This window comes from Pseudomonas sp. N2-3-1-14 (assembly GCF_041228395.1).
In the GTDB taxonomy this organism is placed as follows: Bacteria; Pseudomonadota; Gammaproteobacteria; order Pseudomonadales; family Pseudomonadaceae; genus Aquipseudomonas.
Window position 1 is genome coordinate 2,457,831 of the sequence record NZ_CP166199.1, and the last position, 13,273, is coordinate 2,471,103.

Here is a 13,273-nt window from a genome sequence, read left to right on the forward strand (position 1 = left end):
CCAGTTGTTTGAACAACCCTCCATGCGTAAACGGTTCGGCCGCCAGCCACGCGCGCACATGGGCCTCATCGTCAAAATGAAACTTCTCACGGCTTCCAGGTCTGCACATCCTGCGCATCCACCGCCTTGGGCAACAAGCCGGCCTTGAAGAAGGCATCTGCGATCTTCTGCTGCTCACCCAACTGTTCGACCGTGACCGGTTGCACCTCGTAACTGCGGTGCGCGTTGGCGGCTTCCACCGTGGCCACATCCAGGCTGCCCCACAGTGGGCCGAGTACTTTCGCCGCGTCCTGCGGGTTGGTTTTTACCCATTGACCGGCTTTTTCCAATTGCTCATACACCCGTTTCAAGACCTCGGGATGCGCTTTGGCGTAAGGCGTGCCGGTCAGGTAATAGCGCTTGTAACTGGCAAGGCCTGCGCCGTCGGCCAGGGTGCGGGTCGGCAGTTGACGCTGCACGCTGGTGAGGAACGGTTCCCAGGTGACCCAGGCGTCAACCTTGTTGTTCTCAAAGGCCGCGCGACCATCGGCCGGCGACAGATAGGCCGGCTCGATATCCGAGAACGCCAGGCCGGCTTTGGCCAGTGCGGCGATGAGCAAGTAGTGAGTGCCGGCGGCCTTGGTCACCGCGATTTTCTTGCCTTTCAAATCTGCCAGCTGCTGGATCGGCGAGTCCTTGCGCACCACGATGGCCTGGGCTGAAGGCGAGGGCGCTTCCTGGGCGAAGTAGGTGAGTTTGGCCTGGGCGGCCTGAGCGAAGATCGGCACGGTGTCAGCCACGTCGGCGCTGATGTCCACGTTGCCCACGTTCAATGCTTCGAGCAGCGGCAGGCCGCTGGGGAATTCATGCCAGCTCACGTCGATGTTGTCGGCCTTGAGGGCTTTTTCAAGCGTGCCCTGGGTTTTCAGCAGGGTGATCAGGGTCGAGGATTTCTGGTAACCGATGCGCACGGTTTCCTGAGCCTCGGCGCTCACCGCAACCGAAAAAGCCAATAGCCCGAGGACAACGGCGAGGGGACGACGAATAGACATGGCGCGCTCGATCTTCAGCGAAATAAGGCCAAGCTTAAAGTTCTAAAAAGCATTCGATAAATACTCTTTCGGTCTGAGCTTAGGGCGCTTTTCACGCGTTCCGACGAATTGGGCATAACCATAGAATTATAGGGTTCTTTCATAATTACCCGTCGTTAATATAATCGAGTTCGCTTGTCTGCCAGGTCTTATGTGGTCTTTTTGCATAAGCAGCTTCCTTCAACTCACCTATGCCAAGGCCTTCCATGACGTTGAAACAACTCATTCTCGCCGCCAGCCTGCTGTTTGCCGCAGCGGCGGCCCACGCCGAGCAGACCCTGGACATCAGCTACCAGCGCTCGTCGACGCTGTGGATCCTGCTCAAGCAAAATGGCCAGCTCGAACAGCGCCTAAAGCCCTTGGGATTCACCGTCAATTGGCATGAATTCAGCACCGGCCTGCTCAGCTCCTTGAACGCCGGCAGTGTCGATTTGCACGCGGACGTGGCTGACGCCTTTGCGCTGTTCACCCAGGCCGCCGATGCGCCGCTGACGTATTACGCCCAGGAAAACTCGTCGCCCGGCGCCCAGGCGATCATCGTCCAGGACGCATCCCCGATCCACAGCATCGCCGACCTCAAGGGCAAGACCGTCGCCGTGTCCAAGGGCTCGGGCAGCAACTTTCTGCTGATCTCGGCGCTGCACAACGCCGGCCTGACGCTGGCCGATATCACCCCGCGTTACCTTGAGGCACCCGACGGTGGCGCGGCGTTTTCAAATGGCAGCGTGGATGCCTGGGTGATCTGGGACCCGTTCTTCGCCACTCAGCAGCTTGAGCATCACGTGCGTGTGATCGCCGATGGCAACGACGGGCTGGCCAACTACAACCGCTTCTACCTGGCGACCACACAATTTGCCAAGGCGCACCCGGAGGTGCTGCAAATCACCTTCGATACCCTGCGCGAAACCGGCCAATGGGTCAAAGCCCATCCCAAGCAAGCCGCTGACATCCTTGCGCCGCTGTGGGGCAACATCCCACCGGCCACGGTGGAGCGCGCCAATAGCCGACGCAGCTACGACATCATCCCGGTCAAGGTGCAAAACCTTGCCGAACAGCAACGCATCGCCGACGCCTATTACGCCGCCAAGCTGATTCCCAAGCCACTGAACGTCGCCGATATCACCGTGTGGACCCCCAAACCATGAGCCGCCAGATCCATTTGTCAGCCTTCCTCCTGAGTGGGCCGGTGGTGCACAGCCACGCCGTGTGGCGCCACCCCGAAACGCTCGGCAATTACCTCGACCCCGACTACTACTCGCGCATCGCCAAGGTGGTGGAGGAGGGCCTGTTCGACTTCCTGTTCTTCGCCGACCGCCTGGCCGTGGGCGACCAGATGGGCGGCTCGCGCGAGTTTGCCTTGCGCTACGGCGCCCAGGACGCCACACGCCTGGACCCGTTGCCGATTCTCTCTTACCTGATAGGCCAGACCCGCAAGCTGGGCCTGGGCGCGACGCGCTCCACCACCTATTACGAACCGGCGCACATCGCGCGCGAATTTGCCACCCTCGACCACCTGTCCAAGGGCCGCGCGGCGTGGAATATCGTCACGTCGATGAACGATAGTGAAGGGCGCCTGTTCGGCAAGGACAAGCACCTGGAACACGACCTGCGCTACGACCGCGCCGATGAGTTTGTCGAAGTCGCATTGAAGCTCTGGAACAGTTGGGGCAAGGACGCCCTCAAGCTGGACCGCGAACGCGGCGTGCTCGCCGACCCGGCCTTGATCACGTCGGTGCAGCATCAGGGCGAGTGGTTCAAGGTCGAGGGCCCGCTGAATATCCCGCGCACGCCCCAGGGCCGTCCGGTATTGATTCAGGCCGGCTCGTCCGGGCGCGGTCGGCGGTTTGGCGCACGCTGGGCCGAGGCGATTTTCACCATTCACCCGCATTTGAACGCGATGCGCGCCTTTCGCGATGACGTGCGTGCCCAAGTGGTGCAGCAAGGCCGCGACGCCGACAGCTGCAAGGTGTTGACCGCGGTGATGCCGTTTATTGGCGGCAGCGAGGCCGAAGCCCGCGCCAAACGCGATCGGCACAACGCCCTGGCGCGCCCCGAGCTGGGGCTGGTGACACTTGCTTCGCAGCTCAATGTGGACCTGTCGCCGTTCCCGCTGACGGCCACCCTGGCCGAGGTTGCCCGGTCGCCACTGATCCCTGCCGCTGCGGCGGAAAAGCTGTTGATGCAAGGGCCTGAAATTACCCTTGAGCAACTCGGCCGCATCTTCGCCAGCAGCGTGCGCGTGCCGCAACTGGTGGGCACTGGCGCGCAGATCGCCGACCAATTAGCGGAGCTGTTCGAGCAAGGCGGCTGCGACGGGTTTGTGATCTCACCGGGTTACCTGCCGGGTTCGTTCACTGAGTTTGTCGAGAGCGTGATTCCGCACTTGCAGCGCAAGGGGTTGTTTCGTACCGCCTATGAAGGCTCGACACTGCGCGAGCACTTGGGACTGGCGGATCTGGCAACCTGAAACCGCCTCCTGTGAAGAGCCGGGCTGTCGTGGCGAGCGGGCTTGCCCCGCGTTGGGCTGCGAAGCGGCCCCCATCAAGGCCACCGCGCGCTGACTGGTAGACGGCGGTGTCAGGTTTTAGGGGCGCTTCGCGCCCCAACGCGGGGCAAGCCCGCTCGCCACAACAAGCCCGCTCGCCACAATTTGACCGACTTCAGCCTCCACCACCGCACTGCTTTTGCTTTTCTGTGGGAGCTGGCTTGCCTGCGATGCAGGCACCTCGGTCCATCAGGTACACCGGGTTGATGCCATCGCAGGCAAGCCAGCTCCCACCTCTGACCGAGTACAACCGACACTCATCTACCTGATGCACAGAGCTATGTGCAAACCCTGCGCCTGGAACGCGCCAAGCAGGTGCTGGAGTCAACGCCACCGCCGGCTGATTCAACGCCGCAGCTGCGCTTCACCTTCGATGCATGCCACCAGAAACTCCATCACCACCTTTACCGACGGCGAGCGGCGCATATCCGGGTACACCGTCAGCCAGATATCGCGGACTGGCCCGTCGCCGGGTGTCGGCAACCTGGCCAGCAGCGGATCATGGTCGCCCACCAACGTTGGCAACACCACTGCGCCGACGTGCGCGCGCGCGGCCGTCTGTTGGGTGATCAACTCGCTGGCGGCAAACACGATCGGGCGTTGGCCGCGCAGTTGGTGCAGCCACGCCTGTTGCGGCAGGTGATCACGGCTGCTGTCGTAGGCGATGAAGGTCCATTGGGCAGCAGGCAGCTGCGTGAACGCGGGCGCGCCATAAAGACCGAAGCGCACCACGCCGACCTTGCGGCGCACCAGCGCCTCTTCGTCGGGGCGCACCGTGCGCAGGGCGATATCGGCCTCGCCCTTGTCGAGCGCAGCCAGTTGAGTGGACGGTATCAGCACCAGGTTCAGCTGGGGGTACTGGGCCCGCAACCGCGCTATGTGAGGCGCGATGCAGTGGTTGGCGATGGACGGCGGGCAACTGACTCGCACAGTGCCGGCCAGTTCGATGGAGGCTACCCGCGACAGGCGCAGCACGTCGGTGGCCATCTCGCCCATGCCTGCGGCCAGCTCGGCCAGCGCCAGGCCTTGAGCCGTGAGTGGCCGGCTGCGTGGCAGGCGGTCTACCAGTTTTACGCCGAGGGCTTTTTCCAGCGCATCGACGCGGCGCCCGACGGTGGCGTGTTCCACCTGCAACTCGCGGGCGGCCGCCGACAGCGACTGGGTGCGGGCCAGAACGGTGAAGTAATACAGATCCTGCCAATCGAACATCGGGTTATTTCCGCACAGAGGCTGGGAAGGGTTGGGGAATATTCCTACCGAGCGTGTCCTTTTACCATGGCCGCTTCCCAGTGCAAACGGAGTTGTTACCCGATGAAAGCCATCATCCTGCAAGCCTACGGCGGTCCCGAAGTCGCCCAATTGCGCCACGACGTTGAAAAACCCCAGGTCACGCCGGGGCATGTGCTGGTCAAGGTGGCCTGCGCCGGGATCAATTTCATGGACATTCATACCCGCCAGGGCAAATACGCACACTCTTCGACGTACCCGGTGCGCCTGCCGTGCACCCTGGGCATGGAAGGCGCCGGTGTGGTGGCCGAAGTCGGTCCGGGCGTCAGCCACTTGGCTGTGGGCGACCGCGTGGCCTGGTGCATCGCCTGGGGTGCGTATGCCGAGTATGCGAATGTGCCTGTCGAGAAAATTGCGCAGATCCCGAACGCAATCAGCTTCGATCAGGCCGCTGCGGCGATGTTTCAGGGCTGCACCGCGCACTACCTGATTGACGATGTGGCGCGGTTGCAGGCGGGCAGTACCTGCCTGGTTCATGCCGCGTCCGGCAGCATCGGCCAATTGCTGGTGAAGATGGCGCGTCGGTTGGGGGCAACGGTATTGACCACCGCCAGCAGCGTCGAGAAATGTGCGATTGCCTTGCAGCAGGGCGCCCATCAAGCCTGGACCTATGAGCGATTTGCCGATCAGGTGCTGCAAGCCACGGGCGGGCGAGGGGTGGATGTGGTGTTTGATTGCGTCGGCAAAAACACCTTGCGTGAGAGTTTTCGCGCCTGTCGCACGCGCGGTTTGATCGTCAACTACGGCAATGTCTCGGGCTCGTTGACAGACCTGGACCCGATGGAGCTGGGGGAGGCGGGCTCGTTGTTCTTGACGCGCCCACGGCTGGCTGACCACATGGCCGATGGCGCGACCGTGCAACGGCGTGCCAACGCCGTGTTCGCGGCGATGCTGGAAGGCGCGCTGACGGTGGACATTGAAGGGCATTACAGCCTGGGGACGGTGCAGCTCGTTCATGCCCGTATCGAGGCGCGGCAGCAGATCGGCAAGGCGGTACTGTGGGTGGACTGCGACCTGCGTTAACCGCAGGCGAAAAAAAACCGGCTGATCAGGCCGGTTTGGGGTGCCCCGCAAACAGTGCGGGGTTACGCGTTGTGCCCTTGCAGACGATCCGCACCGCCTTCAGCCAGGCCGCGTTCCTGCAAGCGATCCGCACCGCCTTCAGCCAGGCCACGTTCCTGCAAGCGATCAGCACCGCCTTCAGCCAGGCCACGTTCCTGCAAGCGATCAGCACCGCCTTCAGCCAGACCGCGTTCCTGCAGACGATCCGCGCCACCTTCAGCAACACGACGGTCCAGCAGACGGTCAGAACCGCCTTCGGCTACGGAGTTACCTTGCAGGCGATCCGCGCCGCCTTCAGCGACAACCGGGTGAGCAAAAGCGTTTGCAGCAAGTACCGAGAAAGCGAGGCTAAGCAAGAGTTGGCGTTTCATGGTGGTGTGCTCCGAGTGTTCTAGTTGGGTGCCGTTTGGCATGGGTTTGATGTTACGCGTTGGTTTTTTTAAGAGAACTTCATTGAGCTGATGGTGACTATCGACGCCAGCGATGACCCGTTTTGGGGCGGGTCATCGCGGTGACGGTCAAGGCATCTGCGGCCGTTCCTGAGGGCGCAGGTCGAACACCAGCACCTCGGCATCCTCGCCGCGGCTCAGGCTGATCTGCCGTTCATCGCGCACGCGGGCGCCATCGCCTTCCTGCAAGCGCTGGCCGTTGACTTCAACACTGCCTCGGGCCACGTGGATGTACACATGGCGATCCGGCGGCACGTCCAGCGTCGCGGCTTCGTCGCCGTCGAACAGCCCGGCATACACCCGCGCATCCTGGCGCACATTCAGCGAACCCTCGGCACCTTCCGGCGAGATGATCAATTGCAAGCGCCCACGTTTCTGCGCCTCGCTGAAGTGCTCCTGTTGATAGCGCGGCTCGGCGCCGACTACATTCGGCACGATCCAGATCTGCAGGAAGTGCACGCCCTGGCGTTGGCTATGGTTGAACTCACTGTGCGCCACGCCGCTGCCAGCGCTCATCAACTGCACATCGCCTGGGCGAATCACCGAGCCGGTGCCCAGGGTGTCCTTGTGTTCCAGGGCGCCTTCGAGCACATAGGAGAAAATTTCCATATCGCGGTGCGGGTGCTGGCCGAAGCCTTTGCCGGCGGCGACGCGGTCATCGTTGATTACCAGCAGGTCAGAAAAACCCTGCTCGGCCGGGTTCCAGTAATTGGCGAACGAGAAGGTGTGAAACGACTTCAACCAACCGTGATTGGCGGCGCCGCGGTCCGAAGCTTTGCGAAGGGTCAGCATGGTCTTGTCCTCAAGTGAGAGCGGGCTGCGTCATGCAGGGCTCTTGCGTTGAGAAGAAGGTTAATGGTTATCGTGAAATTCATTAAGAAGCTGAAATATGAATAACTGTCTCTCTGAGGTTGACAGTAAAAGGCATGCCATAATGTCGTCTCGACTTCCTTCTCGATGGACTTTCTCTGCATGAAAACCGTGGCCATGGCGCTGTTTCCGGACTTTTTGCTGCTCGATATGGCCGGTCCACTCGAAGTGTTTTCCATCGCCAATCGCTACCTGCCGGCGACCGCTCACTATCAGATCCTGACCATTGGCACCGAGCCTGGCCCACTGCGCGCCTCCAATGGTGTGCAGGTGCAACCCGACCTGTTACTGGAGCAGGCCCACGACGCCTATGACCTGTTGCTGGTGCCGGGCGGCCCCGGTGCCTATAACGAATGCCATCCTGCGCTGCTGCCCTGGCTCAAGGCCGCCGCACCCAGGGCGCGACGCTTTGGCTCGATCTGCACCGGCGCCTTTGTGCTGGGGCATGCCGGGCTGCTCGACGGCCACCGCGTGACCACCCACTGGCATTACACCGAACGCCTGATCAAGGGCTTCCCCAAGGCTATCGTCGAGACCGATCGTATTTATTTGCAGGATGGACGCTTGATCACCTCCGGCGGGGTGACCGCCGGCATCGACCTGGCGCTGTCGGTCGTCGCCCAGGACCATGGCAAACAGGTGGCGGTGGACGTGGCCAAAGTGTTGCTGGTGGTGATGAAACGCCAGGGCGGCCAGGCCCAGTTCAGCCCGATGACGGCGGCTGTGGCGCCGTTGGAAACGGCGATCACCCGGTTGCAGAACCAGGTACTGGCGCAGCTGGATCAGCCCTTTACCATCGACTCAATGGCCGCGTTGGCGGGCATGAGCGCGCGGCACTTCACGCGGCTGTTTGCCAAGGAGGTGCAGATGACGCCCATGGCGTTCCTGCAAGGCGCGCGCATCGACCGCGCCCGGCAGTTACTGGAAACCACCGACCTGCCACTCAAGACCGTGGCGTTTCGCGCCGGGTTTGGCAGCGTGCGGCACATGCGTTTTCTGTTCAGTGAAAAGCTCGGCCTGAACCCTACGCAATACCGACAACAGTTCAGTTAGCGACAGGATGTCTGTTTCGCGCACCTGATTGGCCGTGGCGCTCCCCGTGCCAGCATTGTCCTGTCATGGCGAGCTGGCAAGATAGCCACAGGCCCATGGAAAAGGATGCGCAAACGCCCAAGGCCGGGTGTTCCAGCGCTTTGACCCGCATGCACAACCCACACGCAGTCAGCTTTGGCCCCTACACCTTTCACCGCCAACAGCGCCTGGTCAGCAAGGCTGGCCTGCCGGTGCCGCTGGGTGGGCGTGCGCTGGATATCCTTGCGGTACTGCTGGAGACACCTGGGCAATTTGTGCGCAAAGACACGCTGATTGCCCGGGTCTGGCCGAGCAGCGTGGTGGAAGAGAACAACCTGCGCGTGCACATCGCGGCCCTGCGCCGTGCGCTGGACGGGCAGCGCTATATCCTCAATGAACCCTTGCGTGGCTACTGCTTTGTTGCGCCGGCCAGCGCCGCATCGGCGTTGCCCTGGCACAATCTGGCCGTGCGACTCAGCCCGGTGCTGGGCCGTGATGAGCTGTTGGGCACACTGGTGCGGCGCTTGTACAGCCAACGGCTGATCATGCTCACCGGCTGCGCTGGTATGGGCAAGAGCACCGTGGCCCTGGCCCTGGCTGAACGCGTGTTGCCGCGTTATCGCGACGGCGTGTGCTGGGTGGATCTGGCAACGGTGCAAGGGCCAACCCACCTGCTGCCTCATCTGGCCGCCACGCTGAACCTGCAACCCTGCGGCTGCGCCAAAGCACTGGCCGAGCAGTTGGCGCTGCGCCAGCTGTTACTGGTACTCGACGGCGCCGATGTGTTGCTCGGCGCCTGCCGCCACCTGGTGCGCACGCTGCAGGCACACGCGCCGCAGGTGACGGTGGTGTTGACCAGTCGTGAAGCCTTGCAGGTGCCCGGCGAATGGGTGCAACACGTGCCCAGGCTGGCGCTGCCGATGCCCTCGGCCTGGCGCGGTGTCGAACAGGCGATGGCCGCCGCGGCGGTCCAGTTATTTGTCGCACGGGTGCGTGCTGGTCAGCAGGGTTTTGTGCTGCGTGCCCAGGATTTGGCGCCACTGCGCGACATCTGCCGGCGCCTCGACGGTATTCCCCTGGCCCTGGAACTGGCGGCGGCCCAGGTCGATGCCCTGGGCATACGGGGTGTGCACGAGCAGTTGCAAAGAGGCTTGCAGGTGTTGACGCGCGGCCGGCGCACGGCAGTGGAACGGCACCAATCCGTGATCGCGGCATTGGACTGGTCGTATCAGCGCCTGAGCCTGCCGCAGCGCTGGCTGTTCCTGCAGTTGGCGCTGTTCAAAATGGCCGTGACCTTGCCGCGCTTGAGCGAGCTGGTGGCAGGCACCGAGCTGGAACACGCCGACCTGTCCTACCTGCTGTCGCGTCTGGCGGCCACCTCGATGCTGGCGGTGGAACCGGGCCCTGGCCCTGCGCGCTACCGCCTGCTCAACAGCGTGCGCAGCTACGCCCTGGCGCTACTGCGCGACCCGCTGCAAGTCGCGCAATTGCAAAAGGGCTATGGGCATTACCTGGGCTCCCGTTCAGGCCGGCCGTTTGTCCTGCAACTCGTCGAGCAGGCGGCGTACGCAGACTAGGTCGTGGGTGGCAAAGCCTTCGTTGAATTGCTTGTAGAGAGTGTTCAACAGGTCGCGCGCCGCCTGCCGCCGTCCTTGGCGTTGCCATAGGCTTGCCAGCGACATTGCGCTGCGTAATTCCCAGGCCAGCGCGCCTTGCTGATGCGCCAGGGCCAGCGCCTCCAGCAGTAGCGTTTCGCGCGCGTGAAGGTCAGGTAACGCCTCGGCCCGCACGCGCAGAATCTCGGCGCTGCACCAACCGGCCGCGCCACTTCTGGCGCGCTCAAACACTTCATCATCTACGTCGATGGCGTTGAACGTCACCAGTGTGTCCCGGACCAGACCCAGCCCTTGCAAATCCGCCTGCGGCGCCGTGCCCGCGTAGTGCTGCGCCCAGGTGTGAAACAACTGCACCGAGTGTTTTTGTGCCTGTTGCAGCAACAAATCGAGCAACGAGCGCGCCGCAGCGCTATCGCCGTTGTAGCGGGCGATCACCACGCCGGCCAGGGCCAGCGTGTAGCAGATCGAGGTGCCGTGGTTGATCTGCAGCGCCAGCTCCAGCGCCTGGTTGGCGGTACGCCAGGCACGCTCTGCAAAACCGCGCAGCCACAGGATGCGCGCAAGCATCGTCAACGACGCCACACTCTGGTCGTATTGCACGCCGAAGCCATGGGTAAACCGATTGAGATGGCCGCTGTGGGCCATGCGCTGCATCACTTGTTCGGCGTTGTGCAGCGCCAGTGCCTGGTTGCCGGCAAAGTGTTGTGCCAGCACCCGCAGGCGCTGGGCGCTGAGGTCCAGCAAGGGCTCGGATTGTGGGCCGAGCTGATCGAAGTGCAGGCTCTGTGCCAACGCCTCGCGATAGTTGCCGCTGCACAAATTGACCGCCATATGGCCCGACACCGCTCGTAGCTGGCCGGTGAGGTCGTTGCTCGCTTGTGCCAGGCGCAGCGCGCCGGCAAAGGCTTGAATGGTCTGTGGCGTGCTGCCCTGGGCGTGGTAGGAAAAACTGCCCAGCGCCAGCTGCAATTCCATCTGCAGGTGCTTGCTCGGCGCGGTTGACCGCGCCAGCCGCGCCAGGGCCTTGCCCACGTACAGCCCGTGCTCGTGCAGCAGCGACAGTTCCTGCCACAACGGCATCGCACTGACCGTAAGGCGAATACCCAACAGGTGCGCACCCACCTCGCCCAGGCACCAATCGAGGGCGGCGCGAATGTCTTCGCGCAGCGGGGCATAGCGGCTGATCCACACCTGGGTCGCGATCAGTTCCCAGTCCTCCCGGGCCTGTTCCATCAGCGCCAGGCAGCGCGCCGCGTGGCGCTCGCGGGTGGTCTCAAGCTCCGCGGCCATGCTGAGTTTTTCCAGCGCGTAGGTGCGGGTGATGTCGAGCAGGCGATAGACCACGTCGTCATCGCCAGCCTCGACGTTGAGCAGCGACTTGGCCACCAACTGGGTGATCGAGCCCAGCACCTCGTTCGGCGCGATGCGCTCCCCGGCGATCACCGCCGCTGCGCTGGTCAGGCTGAACCCGCCACGAAATACGGCCAGGCGCCGCAGGCAAATCTGCTCGCAGGCCGTCAGCAGCTCGAAACTCCAGTCCAGCGTGGCGCGCAGGGTTTGCTGGCGGGGCAGGGCGCTGCGCCGGCCACGCACCAGCAGGCGAAAGTTGTCTTCCATTTGCACCAGCAGCCCCGGCAGGCCGAAGCGCTGGATCTGCGCCGCCACCAACTCGATCGCCAGGGGAATGCCGTCCAGGCGCTGGCAGATATCAATGGCCAGCGGCAGTTGCGCTTCGCTGAGTTCAAAACGGTCTTGATGGGACATGGCGCGTTCGATCAGCAGCTGCAACGCCGGGTAGCCGAGGGCCTGGGCACGGTTGCCGGAGGCGGGCGGGCAGGCCAGCGGTTCGAGGCGCTGCACGTATTCGCCTTCGGCCCGCAGCGCTTCGCGGCTGGTGGCCAGGATATGCACGTGGGGCGCGTGGCGCAGCAGGGTTTCGCTGATCAGGGCGATGTCGTCGAGCAAGTGTTCGCAATTGTCGATCACCAGCAACAGCTGACGCGCGTGCAGGCTGCGGGCGAAGGTCAGCAGCGGCTCATGCGCTTGGGGCGTGAGGTCGAGCAGCGCGGCGAGGTTGGGCAGGATCATCGACGGCGCGCTCAGCGGTGCCAGGTCCAGCAGGCGAATGCCGTCGCGGTAATGCCCGATCAGCAACTCGGCCACCCGCAGCGCCACGGTGGTCTTGCCGATGCCGCCTGCGCCGGTCAGGGTGATAAAGCGTTGCTGCGGCAGTTGCTGCACCAGCGCATCGATCAGCGCCTGGCGACCGATCATCCGCGTGCGCCGCAGTGGCAGGTTATGGCCCTGGCTGTGGGGCGGGCCGTCGGCAGGAATCGTCATCGGTTCGATGCTCAGTGGCGCAACAAAACTGTAGCCGCGCTGGGCCACGGTGACGATGTAGCGCTGGCCGGCCTGGCCGTCGCCGAGTGCCTTGCGCAACGCCGCCATGTGCACCCGCAGGTTGCCGTCTTCCACCACCGTTTTCGGCCAGACCCGCGCGATCAGTTCCTGCTTGCTCACCACATTGCCGGCCTGCTCCAGCAGGATCAGCAGAATCTCCACCGCACGCCGTCCCAGGCGCAACGGGCGACCGGCCTCCAGCACCAGGCGTTGGCGCGGGTGGATGCGGTAAGGGCCGAAATGCACGGCCTGGTCGCTGAGGTCACTCATGGTGGCCCATGCTCGGAAAAAAGGGTTTGGCCAGCATATTCCAGGTGCGTACAGACCACTAGGCCGCAATCACGTGCGGCTTGTGACGCAAGTGGTGGTTTCGCCAGGTCATCGGGTTGACGCCTTCGCTGCGCGTGAACATGTGGCAGAAGTGCGCCTGGTCGCAAAACCCGCATTCCAGGCTGATTTGCGTGAGGCTCAAGGAAGAGCCGGTGATCAGTTCCTTGGCCCGCTGGATACGCTGTTGGCGAATCCACTCCTGCGGCGACAGCCCGGTGGTGCACTTGAAGGCGCGGGAGAAGTGGCTGCGCGACAGCGCGCACGCCTGCGCCAGGTCGGCAATTGCCAGGCTTTCGCCGAGGTTGGCAAGGATCAGTTGTTTGGCAATGCGCTCGCGTCGGGGGCATAGGCCGCCGGTCGCGGAGAAGCGCGGAGCACAGTACTCAAGTCGGGCCATGACAAATATCCGTAGTCGATGGGAGCGTTCCCGGTGAATGGATCCAGTGTAGACCGCTTCATTTTTGGCGCCGGACCGTCTGGCTGACGAGTTAATCGTTGTTAATTTCGCCAGGTCATGGCGCGGAAAAGACAGCACAGGCGTGCAATCGCCGCATGGCGGTCTCTGCTTATCTG

11 protein-coding genes are annotated in these 13,273 nt (G+C 63.3%); 5 read left to right on the top strand and 6 right to left on the bottom strand.

The features are described from left to right. Positions 1 to 86: 86 nt before the first annotated feature. Positions 87 to 1,031: an aliphatic sulfonate ABC transporter substrate-binding protein gene (locus AB5I78_RS11485; RefSeq protein WP_369303447.1), complete on the bottom strand. Its 945-nt coding sequence runs from the start codon at positions 1,029 to 1,031 to the stop codon at positions 87 to 89. 245 nt (positions 1,032 to 1,276) lie between these two features. Here AB5I78_RS11485 and AB5I78_RS11490 point away from each other — a divergent pair, with 245 nt between their 5' ends. Further along, positions 1,277 to 2,215 carry an aliphatic sulfonate ABC transporter substrate-binding protein gene (locus AB5I78_RS11490; protein ID WP_369303448.1) on the top strand — a complete coding sequence of 313 codons (939 nt, stop codon included), beginning with the start codon at positions 1,277 to 1,279 and terminating at the stop codon, positions 2,213 to 2,215. Further along, positions 2,212 to 3,537 (top strand): LLM class flavin-dependent oxidoreductase, encoded by a 1,326-nt coding sequence (locus tag AB5I78_RS11495; RefSeq protein ID WP_242200054.1) that lies wholly within the window; start codon positions 2,212 to 2,214, stop codon positions 3,535 to 3,537. Before AB5I78_RS11490 ends, AB5I78_RS11495 begins: the two co-directional genes overlap by 4 nt. A gap of 423 nt (positions 3,538 to 3,960) precedes the next feature. On the opposite strand, the gene AB5I78_RS11500 is transcribed toward AB5I78_RS11495, so the two are convergent. Continuing rightward, the gene (locus tag AB5I78_RS11500) at positions 3,961 to 4,824 is read right to left on the bottom strand and encodes a LysR family transcriptional regulator (RefSeq protein WP_369303449.1); all 864 of its coding nucleotides are present in this window, start codon (positions 4,822 to 4,824) and stop codon (positions 3,961 to 3,963) included. A gap of 102 nt (positions 4,825 to 4,926) precedes the next feature. Between AB5I78_RS11500 and AB5I78_RS11505 the strand changes: the two genes are divergently transcribed. Further along, positions 4,927 to 5,925, top strand: coding sequence for a quinone oxidoreductase (locus tag AB5I78_RS11505; RefSeq protein ID WP_369303450.1), 999 nt, complete (start codon positions 4,927 to 4,929; stop codon positions 5,923 to 5,925). Positions 5,926 to 5,987: 62 nt separating this feature from the next. Here AB5I78_RS11505 and AB5I78_RS11510 read toward each other — a convergent pair whose 3' ends face one another. Both AB5I78_RS11510 and AB5I78_RS11515 read right to left on the bottom strand, forming a co-directional pair. Beyond that, complete coding sequence (locus AB5I78_RS11510) at positions 5,988 to 6,335, bottom strand: hypothetical protein (protein WP_369303451.1); 348 nt, start codon at positions 6,333 to 6,335, stop codon at positions 5,988 to 5,990. Positions 6,336 to 6,482: 147 nt separating this feature from the next. Beyond that, positions 6,483 to 7,205, bottom strand: coding sequence for a pirin family protein (locus tag AB5I78_RS11515; protein ID WP_369303452.1), 723 nt, complete (start codon positions 7,203 to 7,205; stop codon positions 6,483 to 6,485). Between the two features lie 180 nt (positions 7,206 to 7,385). Between AB5I78_RS11515 and AB5I78_RS11520 the strand changes: the two genes are divergently transcribed. Further along, positions 7,386 to 8,336 carry a GlxA family transcriptional regulator gene (locus AB5I78_RS11520; RefSeq protein ID WP_369303453.1) on the top strand — a complete coding sequence of 317 codons (951 nt, stop codon included), beginning with the start codon at positions 7,386 to 7,388 and terminating at the stop codon, positions 8,334 to 8,336. A gap of 95 nt (positions 8,337 to 8,431) precedes the next feature. Next, the gene (locus tag AB5I78_RS11525; RefSeq protein WP_369303454.1) at positions 8,432 to 9,931 is read left to right on the top strand and encodes a winged helix-turn-helix domain-containing protein; all 1,500 of its coding nucleotides are present in this window, start codon (positions 8,432 to 8,434) and stop codon (positions 9,929 to 9,931) included. On the opposite strand, the gene AB5I78_RS11530 is transcribed toward AB5I78_RS11525, so the two are convergent. Then, the gene (locus AB5I78_RS11530) at positions 9,878 to 12,640 is read right to left on the bottom strand and encodes a winged helix-turn-helix domain-containing protein (protein ID WP_369303455.1); all 2,763 of its coding nucleotides are present in this window, start codon (positions 12,638 to 12,640) and stop codon (positions 9,878 to 9,880) included. The genes AB5I78_RS11525 and AB5I78_RS11530 overlap by 54 nt on opposite strands. Positions 12,641 to 12,698: 58 nt before the next feature. Next, positions 12,699 to 13,097, bottom strand: a complete 399-nt coding sequence (locus tag AB5I78_RS11535) for a helix-turn-helix domain-containing protein (protein ID WP_145163655.1) — start codon at positions 13,095 to 13,097, stop codon at positions 12,699 to 12,701. Between the last annotated feature and the right edge of the window lie 176 nt (positions 13,098 to 13,273).

What these genes read in the sequence shown, in the direction of transcription:
- AB5I78_RS11485 (WP_369303447.1), bottom strand. Translation starts at nt 1,031, where the DNA reads ATGTCTATTCGTCGTCCCCTCGCCGTTGTCCTCGGGCTATTGGCTTTT.
- AB5I78_RS11490 (WP_369303448.1), top strand. Translation starts at nt 1,277, where the DNA reads ATGACGTTGAAACAACTCATTCTCGCCGCCAGCCTGCTGTTTGCCGCA.
- AB5I78_RS11495 (WP_242200054.1), top strand. Translation starts at nt 2,212, where the DNA reads ATGAGCCGCCAGATCCATTTGTCAGCCTTCCTCCTGAGTGGGCCGGTG.
- AB5I78_RS11500 (WP_369303449.1), bottom strand. Translation starts at nt 4,824, where the DNA reads ATGTTCGATTGGCAGGATCTGTATTACTTCACCGTTCTGGCCCGCACC.
- AB5I78_RS11505 (WP_369303450.1), top strand. Translation starts at nt 4,927, where the DNA reads ATGAAAGCCATCATCCTGCAAGCCTACGGCGGTCCCGAAGTCGCCCAA.
- AB5I78_RS11510 (WP_369303451.1), bottom strand. Translation starts at nt 6,335, where the DNA reads ATGAAACGCCAACTCTTGCTTAGCCTCGCTTTCTCGGTACTTGCTGCA.
- AB5I78_RS11515 (WP_369303452.1), bottom strand. Translation starts at nt 7,205, where the DNA reads ATGCTGACCCTTCGCAAAGCTTCGGACCGCGGCGCCGCCAATCACGGT.
- AB5I78_RS11520 (WP_369303453.1), top strand. Translation starts at nt 7,386, where the DNA reads ATGAAAACCGTGGCCATGGCGCTGTTTCCGGACTTTTTGCTGCTCGAT.
- AB5I78_RS11525 (WP_369303454.1), top strand. Translation starts at nt 8,432, where the DNA reads ATGGAAAAGGATGCGCAAACGCCCAAGGCCGGGTGTTCCAGCGCTTTG.
- AB5I78_RS11530 (WP_369303455.1), bottom strand. Translation starts at nt 12,640, where the DNA reads ATGAGTGACCTCAGCGACCAGGCCGTGCATTTCGGCCCTTACCGCATC.
- AB5I78_RS11535 (WP_145163655.1), bottom strand. Translation starts at nt 13,097, where the DNA reads ATGGCCCGACTTGAGTACTGTGCTCCGCGCTTCTCCGCGACCGGCGGC.